This window comes from Limnobacter thiooxidans, assembly GCF_036323495.1.
Lineage (GTDB): Bacteria > Pseudomonadota > Gammaproteobacteria > Burkholderiales > Burkholderiaceae_B > Limnobacter > Limnobacter thiooxidans.
Genome location: NZ_AP028947.1, coordinates 1,611,795 through 1,629,718, shown reverse-complemented (window position 1 = coordinate 1,629,718; position 17,924 = coordinate 1,611,795). Strand labels below are relative to the sequence as shown.

Sequence of the window (17,924 nt, the reverse complement as noted above, 5' to 3'; positions counted from 1 at the left end):
GTTGTCTGTGGGAAGCGACGAAAACCTCTCAAAAAGATTGCTTGAATTGAATAGGAGGATGTTCAAAATGAAAGCAAATGAACTACTGGAACAAATTCGCGAAACCAACCTGTCTTACCTGCTGTTGGCCAAACAACTGATCAATGAAGACAAGGCCGAGGCAATCATTCGCCTGGGCATTGATGAAAACACCGCAGACCTGCTCGTTCGACTGACCACTGCCCAGGTGTTACGCATTGCCGGCAGCAATGTGCCCATGTGCAGCATCCGGTTTGAAGACCCTGCTGTTTGGAAATTACTCTCCGACCACGGAAAAGATCGCGCCATTTCTGGAATGCACGCCGCCATCCTGATGGCAGGCCGCAGCGCCCAGATCAACGCCTGATACAAACCGCCTAATTTGCGCCTGCGGGTGCCTTGGAGAGAAAAATGTCCAAAATCAAATCACTGGTTACTGAAGCAGAACAAATCAAACTTGCTTGCGAACTGATCAAGCTCGATGCCCGCTTACAAGTACTCGAAAGTGAAACCCAATTGTCGCGTGAACGCCTGATTCGCCTTTACAAGGAAATCAAGCACAAGTCACCCCCCAAAGGCATGCTGCCATTTTCAACCGACTGGTTCATGACTTGGCAACCCAACATTCATTGCTCGCTGTTCATGGGTTTTTACTCCGCCTGTATCAAGCACACGGACTTGGGCGACGGCGATTGCCTGGTGAAAGCCTACAAGCTGTACCGTGAGCAAATCACGACTTTGGGCTTACCTGAAGTGTTGTCACTGACACGCGCATGGCGGCTGATCAAGTTTTTTGATGCGGGCATGCTGACATCGGCGCCTTGTAAAACCTGCGAAGGCCAGTTCGTGGTGCACACCTACGATTTGGTCAAAGATTATGAATGTGGCCTGTGCAACATGCCTTCACGTGCAGGCAAAACGAAACAGAGTGCCGCGAACCGTTTTTTCAATGAAGAATGCGAACTGGAAGTTGCTTAAAGAATTGATGTGCAGTGCCGTTGTATGCAGTAGTAGTTTGTTTTTTGTCTCTCTCCCCTAGTCCGTAGTACAAGGACACTTGAATCGCCTGTGAACTTGATGTTCACGGGCGTTTTTTTACTGGGAAATGGGCATTGCTGAATGGAGTCATGCTGGGCAGATAACATTCATTCCTTGATCAGAAAATCCCTGATCAATGCTGCGGTCTCCGGCACATGCAACAAGCCAGAATGGGACGCGCGTAAGGTCGGGAATTGATCTTGCAAGTACAAGTTGGTCACACCTGGTTCATCGAGAAACTGACTTTCAACCGGTGTAACAACCAGATCATCTTTTGTGGCAAGTACCAAGGCTCGCAAACCACCCGGATTCAGCTTTCTATTCTGCAGATCTCTCATGAAATCAGACGCGCTACCCAGCTGGGTACATGCCGGGCAATGCGCTGAGGAAACCTTGGGGGGGATCCGGTCAGTGCCCCGCAGACTGGGAGCGACCGCGATGATTCGGTCTATCCTGTCCACAAGGTCTGGGGTATTTGAAGCAAGAAATGCCAACAGCCCACCTTGTGAATGTCCGATCACACTAACCTTGTTCGCCCCTGTCTCTTGCAAGACAGTACTGATAAACTCAGTAACTTCCAAAAGAGAAGACTGAATGTCAGCAGTTCCATTTACTCCATAGCCACCCTGTCTACCGTAATTCAAGGCGTACAAACAAAAGCCGTTCTGCTTCAGCACAGGTGCAACAGTCGAATAAGCACGGCGAGCATTGGCAAAGGTCCCATGCACCAATATCACTGGCGAATAATTGGAGTTTGCACAACTGACGTTGACCAGACCAGGCAAGCCCAGCGAATCATCAGGCATTGCGGCACCTGACTGCAACACACAGAGCAAACCCAAGCCCATCGCAAAACTTAACAACCGCAAACGAGTCCTCCAGTAATCAAATATCCCCAACCCCTGTTTTTGTGTTCGCCACTTTTCGTCGGACTTTTCCTCGCGCAACATCAAAACGGTTTGGCACCTTTGTTGGCCGACCTTGCGCTTTCAGAATCACGACCTGACCATTTAAAAATCAAGCCATAAACCGCGCCAGAATTTGCCGACTTCGGGCATCCAGTGCAAACATATCCTCGATAATGAATTGCATGCCGTTGGCGTGGGTCAGTACCAATCGGCTTCCGCCCAATCTGCGAATGCTTTCATCGGTGGGCAACTCGAACTTGCAAAGCCCCTTGTCGGTTTCCAGTGTCCACACACTGGGCGTGGAATAGGTGGACACAGAAGTGATACGCGACACAACAGGACGATATTCCCGAACAGCCAGGTAGTCCTTGAGCACCGTTTGAGATGCAGCATCCAGCTGATCCAACCGGTCCAGCCAAGCCATTTCGCGGCTGTATTCATCCACGATGGAAATACTTTCCTCAGGTGCTGAAAAGGGAAACGCCAACACAGGCATGACAGGGTCTGCCACCAGGGTGTCGCCTTTGAACAAAGCCAGCTTGCCTTGAGTCGATTCACGCAATTGCCAATCAGTCATATTGGGCCTGCTCCTGTTTCAGTTTTTCCTGCGCCTGGTGCAAATGCCAGAAGTGGGATTTAGCAGCCAACAGTTCATCGTGCGGGCCTTCTTCCACGACCTTGCCGCGGTCCATAACCACGATCCGATCCGCCTTTCTCAAGGTGGACAAACGGTGCGCAATCGCAATGGTTGTTCTACCTTTGACCAGGTTGTCCAGGGCCTTCTGAATTTCCTTCTCGGTTTGGGAATCCACCGAGCTTGTGGCTTCATCGAGAATCAGGATTTTGGGGTCAATCAACAGCGCGCGCGCAATCGAAATACGCTGGCGCTCACCGCCCGATAAACTTTGCCCACGCTCGCCAACAAGGGAATCGTAACCGTGCTGCAAGCGCAGAATAAACTCATGGGCATGCGCAAGCCGGGCAGCGGCAATAATTTCAGCGCGAGTTGCATCGGGGCGGCCATAAGCAATGTTTTCTGCAATGGTGCCGAAAAACAGGTACGGCTCTTGAAGCACCAAGCCAATGTTGCGGCGGTAGGTCAGCATTTCAATTTGCCGAATGTCGATGCCATCGGCCAGCACTGCACCATCGGTGACATCGTAAAAACGGCACAGCAAATTGACCAGGGTTGATTTGCCTGAACCGCTGTGCCCCACCAGGCCCACCATTTCACCAGGCTTCACTTTCAGGTTCACGCCATCCAGTACCTGCCTGCTGCCATAGCGGAAAGACACATCCCGCAGTTCAAGCGCGCCCTGCAGTTGTTCAATCTTAACGGGGTTTTCTGCTTCGGGAACCGATGACTTGTAATCGAGAATGTCAAAAATACGCTTGGAGCCAGCCGCCGCTTTTTGGGTCACCGACACAATGCGGCTCATGGAATCAAGCCGGGTATAGAAGCGGCCGATGTAGGCCAAAAAGGCTGTCAGTACACCCACCGTGATGTCATTGTTCATGATCATCCAGATACCGGAAGCCCAAATGACGAGAATCCCCAATTCAGTCAACAGGCTGACCGTGGGCGCAAACAGCGACCAGGTTTTGTTGATTCGGTCATTCACTTCCAGGTTGCGCGTATTCGCTTTCAGGAAACGGTCCGATTCGCGACGTTCTTGCGCAAAAGCCTTAACCACCCGAATACCGGGAATGGTGTCTGTCAGAATGTTGGTGACCTCACCCCACACGCGGTCCACTTTCTCAAAGCCGGTGCGCAGTTTTTCACGCACCAAGTGGATCATCCACCCGATCACCGGCAATGGCAGCAGAGTCAGCAAAGCCAGCTCGAAATCAATGTTCATCAGGATCACGGCGGTCATCACAATCATGATGACATCGGTAATGAAATCAAGCGCATGCAGGGAAAGGAACAAATTGATGCGATCGGTTTCAGCGCTGACCCGGGCAATCAAATCGCCTGTGCGCTTGGCGCTGAAATAATCCAGCGACAAACTCATCAAATGATTGAACGTGGTGGTGCGAAGGTCTGAACCAATCCGCTCGGAAACAAGTGCGAGCAAATACGTGCGTGCCCAACTCAGGCCAGCAGCAACCAGCGCGGAAATTAGCAAACCACCCAAGTAAAAAGTGGCCAGTTCGGTGTTCATTGGCTGACCGTTTTGAAACGGAATCAGCACCTCGTCCATCAATGGCATGGACAGGTAAGGTGCGACCAATGTAGCGGCTGTGGAAAACAAGGTCAGTATCAAACCGGCAAACAGGCGCCACCGGTAAGGATGTGCAAATCGCCAAAGGCGCAGCAGTGCGCGTGACGACACGGGCTCATCGAACCCTGTGTCATTGAGATCTTCATCGGCCAGCAATTGCGGCACAGGGTGTTGAATCTGCGCGACATGTGTTGAGCCGTGTTCAAACTCACGCAGCGCGCCTTCCAACAACGCCACAAACTCCTCCAGCGAACGGTGCAAACTGAAGCTGGCATAGAACCGAAATACAAGCCCATTTCTGGTTTGAACTGCAATCGTAGAAAGCCCGGAATGATCGGACATCGAAATCTTTTCGATGTCTGAAAAATCGACTTTGAATACAGGCACCTGCGTGTCCCTGTCTACCACAATTAGTTCATTGGCGTTAAAGGCTACAAGGCTTCGCGAAAACTCGCGCCGAGTATTCATGTCCGCCACAAATACCGCTCGAATAGGCGAATTGGCGGCCCAAACCTGTGAAAGGTGTTGCACCTCGTTTTCAGACGGCGAAAATCCAACGATTTTCAATGAGATTACCCCCTCAGTTCGCGAATTCGCTGATGTTACACCACTATTTCCAGCGACACGGAGTTAACATTGTTCGAAAATCCAATCCCGAAAACTAAACCTGCCGACAGACAGAATATGACCCAAAAACGCTTAGTAGTACTCCGAACCATGTGGCTGGATGGCCCCAACATCTGGACCTATCGAAGTTGCATTGAAGCGTTGGTGGACATTCAGGAATTGGAGCAGTTTCCTTCAAACCTGCTTCCCGGTTTTTACGAGCGATTAACGGCTTTGCTACCCGGTTTGGTTGACCACCGTTGTGGAATAGGCGAACCCGGTGGCTTTTTGCTGCGAGTACGCGAAGGCACTTATGCGGCCCACATGCTCGAACACATCGTGATCGAACTGCACACACAGGCCGGCCTCGATGTAGGTTTTGGCAAGGCCAGGATGACCAGCAAGGAAGGTGTTTACAAAATGGTGTTCCGCACCCCTGACCCCATGGTGGGCATGGCTTGTCTGGAAGCCGGTGTGCGCCTGTTGCATGCTGCCATTGAAGACACAGAATTCGACCTTCAGGCTGAACTGAAAATCATCAAGCACCATTGCGACATGCATGGCTTGGGCCCAAGCACCCAACATATTCTGGATGCGGCTTACGAGCGGCGCATTCCCATCGTTCGCCTGAATGACGGCAACCTGGTGCAACTGGGGCATAGCAACCAGCAACAACGAATCTGGACCGCGGAAACCTCAAAAACATCAGCCATTGCAGAAGGCATTGCTGCAGACAAAGACCTTTGCAAGGAATTGCTGGCCCAATGTGGTGTGCCTGTACCGGAAGGTGAAATGGCAAAAAGCCCGGAGCACGCCTGGGAAATTGCCAAGGACATCGGTTTGCCCGTGGTGGTCAAACCAGTGGATGGCAACTGGGGCCGTGGCGTATCGCTTGAACTCAGCAAGGAAGAAGACGTTAAAACAGCATGGCCGCTGGCAGACAAGGAAAGTTACACCGGCGTGATCGTCGAGAAATTCATTCGCGGTGTAGAACACCGTGTGCTGGTGGTCAACTACCAGGTGGCCGCGGTGTCTCGCGGCGAACTGGTTTATGTCATCGGCGACGGGATATCAACCTTGCAGGAATTGTGCAACCAGCAGATCAACATCGACCCTCGCCGTGGAGAGTCTGAAATTTTCCCGCTGCGCCCCGTCAATGTTGAAAAAAATCCAGCCGTCTTTCTGGAAGTACAACGACAAGGGTTCAACGCATCTTCCATCATTGAACAAGGTGTGAAGGTCCTGATTGAACGCAACAGCAACGCCTCCGAAGATGTCACAGACCTGATTCATCCGGAAATAGCACGGCTGTGCAGCATGGCCGCACGGGTTGTGGGCCTTGACGTTGCGGGCATCGACCTGGTGTGTGAACACATTGACCAGTCGCCCAAAGGTCAGTCGCTGGCCGTTGTGGAAGTGAATGCGGGCCCTGGGCTGTTGATGCACATCAAACCCGCCAAAGGCAAACCCCGCAATGTGGGCAAGCCGATTATTGAATCCCTTTTCCCAGGTGATGCCAACGGACGTATCCCCATCATTTCCTATTCGGGCGGACTTGAAATCGACGGATTTGGCCCTGAACTAACAGAAATTCTGGAAGACCAAGGGCACCGGGTCGGTCTGGCTTGTGACCAGGGCCTGGTCATGAACGGTCGAGTGATTACCATTACACCCTCTGCCAATTGGCAGGCAGGCCGAAACTGCCTGATCAACAAGAACCTGGACACGCTGGTCATGCAGGTCAAAGCCAGTACCATTCTGTCGGAAGGCTTGCCCTTCGACCGATCCAGCTTGGCCGTCATCACCAGTGTAGGTCCTATTCAAGGTCTTGATGAATGGGACATCCTGACCCGAGAACAACATTTCAATGTCATGCGCACCGTGGTTGATTTGGTGCTCGCCAGCGGACACGCCGTCATCAATGCCGATGAGGTCAGCCTGCTGCCATTGAAAGACCTCTGCGACGGCAAGGTAATCTGGATCAGCAGTACTGCAGACAACCCGGTGATCGACGAACACATCCAGAACGGTGGCATGGCCGTGGTATGCGAAAGCAGCACCATCCGCTTTTTGGGCACCCGGGCCGAAGCGGAATCGCGCACACCGATTGAACTGAAACAGCCGACAGAGAACCTCATCAAGGCATTGGCACTGGCCGCCACGGGCTGGGCCATGGATGTACCCCATCACCTGCTGCGCGCCGACATTCGACAGCGCTATTGAACCCATGTCCGCGACGCACTAACTAGGTAGAAGAACACAATGAATATTGAACGCATTCGCGCCCTGCGCGGCCCAAATTTGTGGAGCAAAAACACCAGCATGGAAGCACTGGTGTTTTGTGAAGAAAACGAACGCATCTACGACCGATTTGCCAACATTGAAATGCGCGTTCGAAGTGCCCTGCCCGGCATTGGCTCGCTGAGGGCAACCGGTTTCGAGCAAAACAACATCGCCCTGGCACACATTCTCAGCAGAGCAGCACTGCGCTTTCAGGTGGAAGCCGGTTCACAGGTGACCTTTGCCCACGTGTCCGACAACATCACTACCGGCTATTTCCGCGTGGTGGTGCAGTATGAAGAGGAAGATTTGGCGCGCGCAGCGTTTGAAGAGGCGCACCAGCTGATTCTGGCAGCCCTCGCGGGTCAGGATTTCGACGCCAAGGCAGCGATCGACCGGCTCAGCGAAATTTACGAGGACTGCAAACTGGGCCCTAGCACCGGCTCAATTGTCAACGCAGCCCTTCGCCGCGGAATCCCGATACGCCGACTAACACAAGGTAGCCTGGTTCAATTGGGCTGGGGATCCAAAGCACGTCGTATTCAGGCTGCTGAAACAGACACCACCTGCGCCATTTCGGAAGAAATCGCACAGGACAAAGACCTGACCAAAACCATCTTGTCCGCAGCCGGCATTCCCACCCCGAAGGGAAAACTGGTGAAAACATTTGAAGAGGCGCTTCAAGCCTTCCGCGAACTGACCCTAGCCACCAAAAAAGGCGTGGTGATCAAACCCAGCGATGGCAATCAGGGCAAAGGCGTAACTGTCAATATTGTGGATGAAGAACACCTGAAGGTGGCTTTCGACGCGGCCAAAAAATATGGCAGCGGTGTACCCATTGTTGAAGAATTCATCCCCGGCCATGACTACCGTTTTCTGGTGGTGGGTGACAAGCTGGTGGCTGCAGCCCGCCGCGAACCGCCTTCCGTGGTTGGCGATGGAGTGCACACCATCACCGAACTGGTCGAGATCGAGAACCGCAACCCGCTGCGCGGCGAAGGCCACGGCAGTGCATTGAGCAAATTGCGGATTGATGAAATTGCAATTGCACGCATCAAAAAGCAGGGGTTCACTGCAGACTCCGTACCCGATCAAGGCGTCCGTGTGGTACTGCGAAACAATGCAAACCTGAGCACAGGGGGCAGCGCAACCGATGTCACCGACAACGTGCACCCTGCCCTTGCGGAAATGGTGATTCAGGCCGCTCAGCAAATCGGTATTGAAGTGTGCGGTGTGGATGTGGTCTGCGAGCGAGTGGATGAATCCCTGGAAGCCCAGGGTGGCGGCATTGTGGAATTGAATGCAGCCCCCGGCCTGCGCATGCACCTGGAACCCTCCATTGGCAAAGGCCGCGATGTGGGTGCCGCTGTCATTGACCTGATGTTCGGTAAAAATGAAAATGGCCGCATTCCTGTGGTGGCGGTGACCGGCACCAATGGCAAAACCACCACAGTGCGCCTTATTGAACAGATACTTCGCTACAACAACCTGCGTGTGGGTTTCACGGGCACTGAAGGCGTGGTGGTCAATGGCCACCTTATCGACACCGGCGATTGCAGCGGCCCGAAAAGCGCGCACAAGGTTCTGGTTCACCCCGAGACAGATGCTGCTGTGCTGGAATGTGCACGTGGCGGCATGCTGCGAGAAGGCCTTGGATTCGACATGTGCGACGTAGGCATTGTCACCAACATCGGCGAAGGCGACCACCTTGGTCTGAACTTCATCGACAGCGTGGAAGACCTCGCTTTACTGAAAAGTGTCTTGGTACAAAACGTCGCACCGAATGGGCTTGCTGTCTTGAATGCAGACGACAAACACGCCGCCGGCATGGCCAAGCTGACCCCAGGGCGTGTGCTGTTTTTCACCAGCAACCCCGACAACCCCGTGGTCGCCGCCCACAAGGCAAAAGGTCGCCCGGTCATTGTTCACGAAGGTCGGGTAATCAACATCAGCTATGACGGCCTGGAAAAAACCATTGATTTGATGGAAGTCCCCCTGACCAACAACGGCCTGTTCACCTTTCAGGTACAAAACGTCATGTGTGCAGTGGCAGCCGCGCTGGGGTTGAATGTACCGTTCAACACCATCCTTGCTGCACTGGGCAGTTTTCAGTCAACCCCAGACACCGTGCCAGGGCGGTTCAACTTCTTTAAGCACAAGGGTGGCTCCGTCATTGCCGACTACGGACACAATCCGGACGCCGTGTCCACACTGGTCAATACCCTGAAAAATATTCCCGCGGTGAAACGCACGGTTGTCATCAGTGCCGCAGGTGATCGACGGGATCAGGACATTGTCGAACAAGGACGACTGGTTGGCAGTTTCTTTGACGACATCATCTTGTATGAAGATGCTTGCCAACGTGGCCGACCTGATGGTGAAACCCTGCAATTGCTACAGAAGGGTATCGCCCAATCAGCCTCAATCAAACAACCTCAGGTGGTTGAGGTACGTGGTGAATTCAAAGCCATACAAATGGCGCTGGATCAAACTGCGAGCGACCACTTGGTGCTGATACTGATCGATCAGGTCAATGAAGCCCTGCAATATCTGCAGGAAAACACCACCGGTGAAACGACCTCAACCTTGATTTGAAACTTAGTTGGCATGAACCCCTGCGACTGTTTTGCAGGGGTGGCTCAAATGAAGCTGTCAGGACTAGCCCCTTGCCGAGGCCTCTTGTTGCACGTAGGTAAGCAACTCGTCAATTTGAAACGACTTGTCAAAAAAGGCATGCGCACCCAGGCTTAAACAACGGTGCCTGATGACCAGGTTCGAGTAGTTGGAAAACACCACCACCTTCAAACGACCTGTCGTTAAAACCTGGTCTGTTTTTTTCAAAAACCCCAAGCCTGAGCCTTCCTGAAGTTCCAAGTCAACAATAGCCAGATCCACACCTGCCGATTCCAGAAATCGAACGGCTTCGGCTTCTCCATCCGCAATGGCGATCACTTCCACGTCGGGAATTTCGCTAAGCATGGCCCGCAACAAAGCCTGCAAGTCAGCAGAATCCTCAACCAGCAGAATTTTCAAGCGATCGTGATGACAATTATCTTGATTCACGGCATTTGTCCTAAAACCCCGCCATGCAACAGCGTGGCGGGGTCTCTGGTTCAACTCAATCAATCAGATATCAAGAGGCAGGAGCCACATCAATCTTGTTGCTGATGCTTTTTACACCTTCAACCTGACGAGCCAACTGCTCGGCGCGCTGCTTTTCATCAGCAGACTTGGCCTTGCCAGACAAAATCACCACGCCTTGCTTGGTTTCAACGTTAACGCCCATGGCGCTAACCAGTTTGTCTTCGGCATGCTTTGCCTTGACCTTGGCAGTAATGGTGCTGTCATCCACATACTGGCCTACGGAATTAGTGCGCTCTTTTTCTTGGTCGGCTGCATGAGCCGGTGCAAGTGCAGCAAAAGCAACGCTGGAAGCAATCAAAGTTTGAGCGATCAATTTATTCATTGTTGTACTCCTTAAAGTTATCGAACTGACTACTTACAAGAAATCAAGATCAAGGTATGTATTGATCAGGTTTCATGCGTTCAATACTACGGAGAGACGAAAAACCGATCTGTCCGACAAAGACGATTTGATTGTAGGAATAGTCTGGCCTCCGAATAACCATGCTGTACAACAGGAATATTTTCAGATGATTCGATTGGCTATAGTTGACGACCACGCCATTGTCCGCGCAGGTTTCAAAGAAATGTTGAGTGAAGAACTGGGTATGACGATTGAATTTGAAGCAGGCACTGCAGAAGAGGCTCAGGTGGCCCTTCGCACCCAACCCTGTGATGTATTGCTGCTGGACCTCTCCTTGCCTGACCTTAGCGGGATTGACCTGCTGCGCACCATCAAGCAAAGGCATGATGACATCCAGGTGCTGATCATCAGCAGTTTTTCCGAGGAACGTTACGCATTGTCCATGATCAGAAACGGGGCCAGCGGCTACCTGTGCAAAGACTGCGACCGAACCGACCTGATCAATGCCATCCATACAGTGGCACAGGGTCGCCGATATGTCTCCAAAAAAACCGCCGAGCTGCTTGCCAGCGAGATGGCAGGTGAAAGCAACAAGCCCGCGCATGAGCTGCTTTCTGAACGCGAACTACAGGTCTTCATGCGTTTGATCAAGGGTGACACGGTATCCACCATCGCCGAGGCATTGCACCTCAGCGTGAAAACCGTGAGCACCTATAGGTCTCGCATTCTGGAAAAGCTGATGGTGTCCAGCAACGCAGAACTGGCCACTTATGCCCATCAACACGGGTTACTTGTGTGCTAAAAACACCCTCACGCTGGCGCGGGAATACACACCTCGATGTGTGTTCCCTTTCCCAGCACTGAACGAAGCGTCAAGCTGCCGTTGAACATCTGGGTGCGATGCTTCATGCCAGCAATGCCATGGCCATGCGTTTCTCCATTCTGGGTTTCAAAACCGCAACCATTGTCACGAACAGACAACACCACTTTCCCTGCTTCCTCAGCCAAACCCAGCTTGACCTGGGTCGCTTTCGCATACTTTCGAATATTGGTCAGCGATTCTTGCGCAATCCGATACAAAGCCAGTGACTGGTCTTGCGTCAAATTGACATCATTCGCAGGAAAATCCATTTCAACCGGCACATCCAGCTGGAACTGCTCCCCCAGCGCACGCAATGCCTCCACCAGCCCCAAACCCTCAAGCAGCGGCGGCTGAAGATCATCCACCAACCTTCGTGTCAGCGTAATCGTGCTGCCAATGCTGTCAATCAGGCGCAGAATGCGTTCTTGTATGTCATCCCCAACCTGGGTACCCAAAGAACGTCTTAACCAGCTTGCATCCATTTTGGCTGCGGTTAACCACGCTCCCATCTGATCATGCAGCTCGCGCGCCATGTGCCGGCGCTCTTCCTCTCGGGCATTGGTCAAATGGCTGGCCAGCCGGCTCAATTCACGGGTGCGCGTTCTGACCATGTCTTCCAGCCGGGCATTTTCAGTTTTAAGCAAATCGTGAATTCGGGCCCGCAAAGCCACCTGACGCTGCTGAAAGGTGAACAGGCTCAAAATCAACAGCAGTGAGGCAAAACCCAACGCATAGCCCACATACTGAATATTCTCGCTTTGGTCCGCATAACTTCTTTCCAGCTTCTTGTGCGCCGTTTCACGCCTCTGCTTGAGCACAGCCAAGCGAATGCGGATTTCATCCATGAGCTGCTTGCCCATTTCCCCCCGATCATTCGACATGGCCAAAGGTGCACGCCCCTTACTGAGCATTTCGCCCATTTGCTGAAACTTGGCATCTACCAAACGCTTGAGGATCATCAGATCTTCATGGTCTTCCGAACCGGGCGGAATATCAAAGTTCATGGATGCCATCAAAGGCTCCAACTTGAATATGCTCTCCCGATAAGGCTCAAGATACAAATCGCTGCGCATCAGCAGAAAGGACAAGGCACTGGCTTCAGCATCCACCACAAGCACCCACAATTGGTCCAAGCGATCAATCCGCTTCTTGTTGATCTCGGACATGGCCATGATCTGCGCGTTCATACGTGAATGGGTGTAGGTAATCCCGAGCAAGGCAATAACCATGAGACAACCGAATGCAAACAGCCAGTACGGGCGGCTTTGGAGAATGCGCTTTCGCGCAGACAGGATTGAACGTTGAGTTGAATGTTTCAAGGTTTTCCAAAGCGCCAGCGGAAACGCAACAAGGGCCACTTAAAAAAGTGACCCTCATTGCGTTGGTTTGATCCGCTATCTAAACGCCAATCAGTGCGCTAGGTTTTGGACCTGACCAAGTTAAACACAAAGGTGACAGCTGCAAGAATAATGAAAACAAAAAATAATATTTTTGCAATTTCAACCGCTCCCGCTGCGATGCCACCGAAGCCGAACAAAGCAGCAATCAGCGCGATTACAAAAAATACGACAGCGTAATGCAACATAATCAACTCCTTGAGTGGTTAATTGGTTGACCGGTCAGTGGTTCTGACGCTCCCAGCTATCCAGATGTTTCTCGGCTTCGTCTTTGCCGTAGCCATAACGCTCCTGAAGTTTTCCGGCCAGCTCAGTGCGCTTGCCATCAATCACATCCAGATCGTCATCAGTGAGCTTGCCCCACTGCTGCTTTACTTTCCCTTTCAGCTGTTTCCAGTTGCCTTGAAAAATATCCTTGTTCATAAGCCTTCTCCTGTCTGTTGTTGAAGAGAGTTATCTATGTGAAAGATCACAATCTCAATTTACGACAGCAGAGAAAAAAAGTAGGTCAGGATATGCCGAATTGAATGTGGGCCTTGTCCTACATCGCGACAGCAGCTTGTGAGTGCAACTGGCTGACGGCTAGGACAATTTGGCGCTAGAACCCCATGGACACGGCGAGTTTAAAAAACAAAACCCCCAAGTGCCGTTCAGCAACTTGGGGGTTTGTTTTCATCTGGCGGAGACGAGAGGATTTGAACCTCCGATACCCTTTTGGGGTATGCTCCCTTAGCAGGGGAGTGCCTTCGACCACTCGGCCACGTCTCCAGAAGGCCGAATTATACACGTTTTCGGCCAAAATGTTGAATGCAGGCGCAAATCGCTTTCATGCAAATTGCTCTGCATTGCAGATGCTCAACTGTCAGTTCAGGCCGCCTCTTTTTCCAGGCCAAAGGCCTTGTGCAGAGCACGTACTGCCAACTCCATGTACTTGTCATCGATCAGAACAGACACCTTGATTTCAGAGGTTGAAATCATCTGGATGTTGATGCCCTCTTCCGACAAGGTCTTGAACATCAAACTGGCAACGCCCACGTGTGAACGCATGCCAATGCCCACGATGGATACCTTACACACATTGGTGTCACCCGCAACTTCACGCGCACCCACGCTGCCCTGGATCTTGTTTTTCAAGAGATCCATGGTTTTGTTGAATTCATTGCGATGGACAGTGAAGGTGAAATCGGTGGTGCCATCCGAACCCTGGTTCTGGATGATCATGTCCACATCGATATTCGCCTCTGCAACCTGGCCGAGAATCTGATACGCCACGCCAGGCTTGTCAGGTACGCCACGAATCGTCACTTTTGCTTCATCACGGTTGAAAGCGATACCGGAAACAACAGCCTGTTCCATATGTTCATCTTCCTCAAAAGTAATCAGCGTGCCAGACACTTTCTCGTCGTCCAGCGACATCATTGGATCGGTCAAGCTCGACAATACGCGGGTTGGAACACGGTACTTGCCCGCAAACTCAACCGAGCGAATCTGCAAAACCTTGGAGCCCAAAGAAGCCATTTCCAGCATTTCTTCAAAGGACACCACGCGCATGCGGCGCGCTTCTGGCACCACGCGGGGGTCCGTCGTGTAAACACCGTCAACGTCTGTGTAAATCAGGCACTCGGCAGCACCCATCGCAGCGGCAATGGCCACGGCCGACGTATCTGAACCGCCACGGCCAAGCGTAGTCTGGTTGCCCTGGTCATCAATGCCTTGAAAACCGGTCACGATCACCACCTTGCCGGCATTCAGTTCGGCCTTCACGCGCGTGTCGTCAATTGATTCAATGCGCGCCTTGGTGTGACTGCTGTCAGTTTTGATGGGCACCTGCCAGCCAGAAAAGCTGATTGCGTCCAGACCTTCGGCTTTCAAGGCCATGGCCAGCAAAGCCACAGAAGCCTGCTCGCCGGTACAGCACAGCATGTCCAGTTCCCGAGGATCGGGTTCTGCCTGGATTTCTTTGGCCAGCCCGATCAGGCGGTTTGTTTCACCCGACATGGCCGATGGCACAACCACCATTTGAAAGCCCGCGCGATGCCACTTGGCCACACGCTTGGCTACATTCTTGATACGTTCTGTGGACCCCATGGAGGTGCCACCGTATTTATGTACTATCAGTGACATAGTCAGATCGCCCTGCACAAATAAAAAGCGCGAACCATTTCGCGCTTTTATATCAATAAGTTGAGTATTTTACTCCAAGCACTGACTTAAAACTGACAAGTTGTAAAAATCTGGTGTGACGAAAGCAGCCAAAGGTCAAACAGGCCCTTGCGTCACCCCGAACAAATTACTGGTTGGCAGAATAACCCAGGTTCATTTGCAAACCGCCCGATTCAAGCACCTCGGGATGCTTGCGCATATATTCAAGACGATCCAGGTATTCCGTGGTCACGTCACCAGTAATGTAGTGGCCATCAAAACAACTGGCATCAAAAGTCTGGATCTTCGGGTTCAAATCGCGTACAGCGCGCTTCATGTCTTCAATGTCCTGGTAAAACAGGGCATCTGCACCAATTTCCGCGCAAATTTCGTCATCGGTACGGCCAGAGGCGATCAGCTCGTCGCGTGTGGGCATGTCGATGCCATACACGTTGGGGAAACGCACAGGTGGTGCAGCAGATGCGAAAATCACCTTCTTTGCACCGGCTTCACGGGCCATTTGCACAATTTCCCGGCTGGTTGTACCACGCACAATCGAATCGTCGACCAGCAACACGGTCTTGTTCTTGAATTCCACGGAAATGGCATTCAACTTCTGACGAACACTCTTCTTGCGTACAGCCTGACCGGGCATGATGAAAGTGCGGCCAATGTAGCGGTTCTTGATGAAACCTTCACGATACGGCACATCCAACTGATTCGCCAATTCTAGCGCTGCCGGGCGGCTTGAATCGGGAATGGGCATGACCACATCGATTTCACTGGGGGGCATGCTCTTGCGGATCTGGTCGGCGAGGTACTCACCCATTTTCACGCGGGCTTCGTAAACACTGATGCCATCCATCACTGAATCAGGACGCGCAAGGTAGACATATTCAAAAATACAGGGATTCAAGGATGACTTTTCTGCGCATTGCTGCGCGTACAATTTGCCATCCAGGTCCACAAACACGGCCTCACCGGGTTCAATATCGCGAACAAATTCAAAACCCATGCCCACTAGGGCCACGGATTCTGATGCAAACATGTATTCCGTGCCCTGCTCGCTTTCGGCCTTGCCCAGAGCCAAGGGACGAATGCCAAACGGGTCACGGAATGCCAGTAGACCGTATCCGGCAATTTGCGCCACGCAAGCGTAGGCACCGCGTGCACGGGCGTGAACGCCGGCTACGGCCCGGAAAATTGTAACCGGGTCAAGTGAATAACCCGACGCGTTGGACTGCAATTCGTGTGCGAGTACGTTCAACAACACTTCCGAATCGGAATTGGTGTTGATGTGGCGGCGATCATTCTTGAACAGCTCAGCCTTCAGGCGTTCGCTGTTGGTCAGGTTGCCGTTATGGGCAAGTACCAAACCGTAAGGCGCATTCACATAAAAAGGCTGGGCTTCATCTGAACTGGCAGCCGAACCGGCCGTGGGGTAACGAACATGCCCAATACCCATATTGCCCGGCAAGGAACGCATGTTGCGGGTGCGAAACACATCCCGAACCAGGCCGTTACCCTTGGACATTGAAAACGAATTGCTGTGCGCTGTGGCAATGCCCGCAGCGTCCTGGCCACGGTGTTGCAACAACAGCAAGCTGTCATACAAAACTTGATTAACAGGAGAAAAACCGGCGATACCGACAATCCCGCACATTGAAAGCTCCTAGTAGCGTACCCACTTGGCCACACTTTCCGGCAGATGCGGTTTGATTTCTCTCATCGCGTCCTCAGCCAAAGGGGACAACATGGCATTTCGCCAAAATGGCTGTTCCGGAAGCGAGGTGAATCCTGCCCCGGTGACCAGCACCAACACAATAAACAAACCACGTGCGAAGCCGAACGCCCCGCCCAAACCCCGATCAGCAAACCCCAGCCCGGCGGCTGAGACAATTTTGCCCAACAGGGAAATAAATATGGCACCCACAATCATGGTGGCAAAAAAAGCGACCGCACAGCCGATCAAGGCCTTCATCGGAGGGGTCAATGATTCAGCCCAGTCCATGTACACGGCAAGCTCAGCACCATAACGGTTGGCCACCCAGAATGCAATGACCCAATTGGCAAGTGAAAGCACCTCTTTGACCATACCTCGGAACAAGCCCAACAGCACGGAAAGCACTAAAACACCAATCACTACATAATCGAACAGGGTCAACGCAAGGGTCACTGCACCACCCTCCCGGTGGTGTAGCCCGCGGCACCCAGTTTCGCCTTGGTTTCATCAGCCTTGGCCTGTCCTGCAATCGGCCCGACCCGCACCCGATACACGGTGCCACCACTCGTGTTTGCAGACTCAACCCTTGCAGAATAACCTTTGCCACTAATTTCCTTGGCCAGCGAATCTGCGCGCGCTTTGTCGCTGACAGCGGCTACCTGAACCCAATAGGTTTCAACCTTGCTGGTTTCAGGTTTTGCAAAATCGGCAATTGGATCTTCCACTGCAGGCTTGGCTTCAGCTTTCGGTTCAGGCTTAGGCTCTGGCTTGAGTTCGGGCTTAGGCTCTGGCTTGGGTTCTGGCTTGGGTTCTGGCTTAGGCTCTGGCTTAGGCTCTGGCTTGGGTTCTGGCTTGGGTTCTGGCTTAGGCTCTGGCTTGGGTTCTGGCTTAGGCTCTGGCTTGGGTTCTGCCACAATGGGCGGAGGCTCAACGGGGGGCGCCACAGGCGCAACCGCACTGGCACGTTCCTGACCAGATTGCGGGGCTTCAAGTTTTGCTTCAGGGGTAACCTGTGAAGGCGGTGCAACAACCTCTGCAGAGGGACGGGCAGGAACCACCAGCTCCACATCGCTGCTGGTAGGTGCTTCCTCGTTTTCAACCAAAGCGGGCACCACAATGATGGCTGCCAGAAAAAGTGCAATGGAGCCCACCAACCGCCTTCTGGACCTGCGTTTTAACTCATCAACCGGATCGTTGTTGACTTTGTTCTTGGCAGTAGAACGCGAATTTGAACTCAC

General features: G+C 52.5%; 17 protein-coding genes and 1 tRNA gene. 5 read left to right on the top strand and 13 right to left on the bottom strand.

The window, feature by feature from the left end; genetic code table 11:
- The first annotated feature begins 67 nt into the window (after positions 1 to 67).
- Together flhD and flhC are read left to right on the top strand one after the other, a co-directional pair.
- The gene (flhD, locus tag RGQ30_RS07480; RefSeq protein ID WP_130556513.1) at positions 68 to 385 is read left to right on the top strand and encodes a flagellar transcriptional regulator FlhD; all 318 of its coding nucleotides are present in this window, start codon (positions 68 to 70) and stop codon (positions 383 to 385) included.
- Positions 386 to 429: 44 nt separating this feature from the next.
- Entirely contained in the window at positions 430 to 996 is a 567-nt protein-coding gene (gene flhC, locus RGQ30_RS07475) for a flagellar transcriptional regulator FlhC (protein WP_130556514.1), read from the top strand.
- A gap of 167 nt (positions 997 to 1,163) precedes the next feature.
- Here the strand turns inward: flhC and RGQ30_RS07470 are convergent, their stop codons facing one another.
- The 3 genes from RGQ30_RS07470 to RGQ30_RS07460 form a co-directional block, all read right to left on the bottom strand.
- On the bottom strand, positions 1,164 to 2,006 hold the full coding sequence (locus RGQ30_RS07470; protein ID WP_130556515.1) for an alpha/beta fold hydrolase: 843 nt from the start codon (positions 2,004 to 2,006) through the stop codon (positions 1,164 to 1,166).
- A gap of 67 nt (positions 2,007 to 2,073) precedes the next feature.
- On the bottom strand, positions 2,074 to 2,541 hold the full coding sequence (locus RGQ30_RS07465; protein WP_130556516.1) for a cyanophycin metabolism-associated DUF1854 family protein: 468 nt from the start codon (positions 2,539 to 2,541) through the stop codon (positions 2,074 to 2,076).
- Positions 2,534 to 4,756 (bottom strand): cyanophycin metabolism-associated ABC transporter, encoded by a 2,223-nt coding sequence (locus RGQ30_RS07460; protein ID WP_479481454.1) that lies wholly within the window; start codon positions 4,754 to 4,756, stop codon positions 2,534 to 2,536. Before RGQ30_RS07460 ends, RGQ30_RS07465 begins: the two co-directional genes overlap by 8 nt.
- Positions 4,757 to 4,873: 117 nt before the next feature.
- Here RGQ30_RS07460 and RGQ30_RS07455 point away from each other — a divergent pair, with 117 nt between their 5' ends.
- Complete coding sequence (locus RGQ30_RS07455; protein ID WP_130556518.1) at positions 4,874 to 7,018, top strand: cyanophycin synthetase family protein; 2,145 nt, start codon at positions 4,874 to 4,876, stop codon at positions 7,016 to 7,018.
- A gap of 39 nt (positions 7,019 to 7,057) precedes the next feature.
- Complete coding sequence (cphA, locus tag RGQ30_RS07450; RefSeq protein ID WP_130556519.1) at positions 7,058 to 9,670, top strand: cyanophycin synthetase; 2,613 nt, start codon at positions 7,058 to 7,060, stop codon at positions 9,668 to 9,670.
- 63 nt (positions 9,671 to 9,733) lie between these two features.
- On the opposite strand, the gene RGQ30_RS07445 is transcribed toward cphA, so the two are convergent.
- Positions 9,734 to 10,138, bottom strand: a complete 405-nt coding sequence (locus RGQ30_RS07445) for a response regulator (RefSeq protein ID WP_130556520.1) — start codon at positions 10,136 to 10,138, stop codon at positions 9,734 to 9,736.
- A gap of 70 nt (positions 10,139 to 10,208) precedes the next feature.
- Entirely contained in the window at positions 10,209 to 10,541 is a 333-nt protein-coding gene (locus RGQ30_RS07440; protein ID WP_130556521.1) for a BON domain-containing protein, read from the bottom strand.
- 187 nt (positions 10,542 to 10,728) lie between these two features.
- Here RGQ30_RS07440 and RGQ30_RS07435 point away from each other — a divergent pair, with 187 nt between their 5' ends.
- Positions 10,729 to 11,364, top strand: a complete 636-nt coding sequence (locus RGQ30_RS07435; protein WP_130556522.1) for a response regulator — start codon at positions 10,729 to 10,731, stop codon at positions 11,362 to 11,364.
- A gap of 8 nt (positions 11,365 to 11,372) precedes the next feature.
- Here the strand turns inward: RGQ30_RS07435 and RGQ30_RS07430 are convergent, their stop codons facing one another.
- The 8 genes from RGQ30_RS07430 to RGQ30_RS07395 form a co-directional block, all read right to left on the bottom strand.
- Positions 11,373 to 12,743: an ATP-binding protein gene (locus tag RGQ30_RS07430; RefSeq protein WP_130556523.1), complete on the bottom strand. Its 1,371-nt coding sequence runs from the start codon at positions 12,741 to 12,743 to the stop codon at positions 11,373 to 11,375.
- Between the two features lie 98 nt (positions 12,744 to 12,841).
- Positions 12,842 to 13,009: a DUF1328 domain-containing protein gene (locus tag RGQ30_RS07425; RefSeq protein ID WP_130556524.1), complete on the bottom strand. Its 168-nt coding sequence runs from the start codon at positions 13,007 to 13,009 to the stop codon at positions 12,842 to 12,844.
- Positions 13,010 to 13,043: 34 nt separating this feature from the next.
- Positions 13,044 to 13,244 (bottom strand): CsbD family protein, encoded by a 201-nt coding sequence (locus RGQ30_RS07420; RefSeq protein ID WP_130556525.1) that lies wholly within the window; start codon positions 13,242 to 13,244, stop codon positions 13,044 to 13,046.
- A gap of 254 nt (positions 13,245 to 13,498) precedes the next feature.
- Positions 13,499 to 13,589: transfer RNA gene (locus tag RGQ30_RS07415), tRNA-Ser, on the bottom strand.
- 99 nt (positions 13,590 to 13,688) lie between these two features.
- Positions 13,689 to 14,945 carry an aspartate kinase gene (locus tag RGQ30_RS07410; protein WP_130556526.1) on the bottom strand — a complete coding sequence of 419 codons (1,257 nt, stop codon included), beginning with the start codon at positions 14,943 to 14,945 and terminating at the stop codon, positions 13,689 to 13,691.
- Between the two features lie 166 nt (positions 14,946 to 15,111).
- Positions 15,112 to 16,626, bottom strand: coding sequence for an amidophosphoribosyltransferase (purF, locus tag RGQ30_RS07405; RefSeq protein WP_130556527.1), 1,515 nt, complete (start codon positions 16,624 to 16,626; stop codon positions 15,112 to 15,114).
- 9 nt (positions 16,627 to 16,635) lie between these two features.
- Positions 16,636 to 17,139 carry a CvpA family protein gene (locus RGQ30_RS07400; protein WP_130556528.1) on the bottom strand — a complete coding sequence of 168 codons (504 nt, stop codon included), beginning with the start codon at positions 17,137 to 17,139 and terminating at the stop codon, positions 16,636 to 16,638.
- Complete coding sequence (locus RGQ30_RS07395) at positions 17,136 to 17,924, bottom strand: SPOR domain-containing protein (RefSeq protein ID WP_130556529.1); 789 nt, start codon at positions 17,922 to 17,924, stop codon at positions 17,136 to 17,138. The genes RGQ30_RS07400 and RGQ30_RS07395 overlap by 4 nt, the downstream gene beginning before the upstream one ends.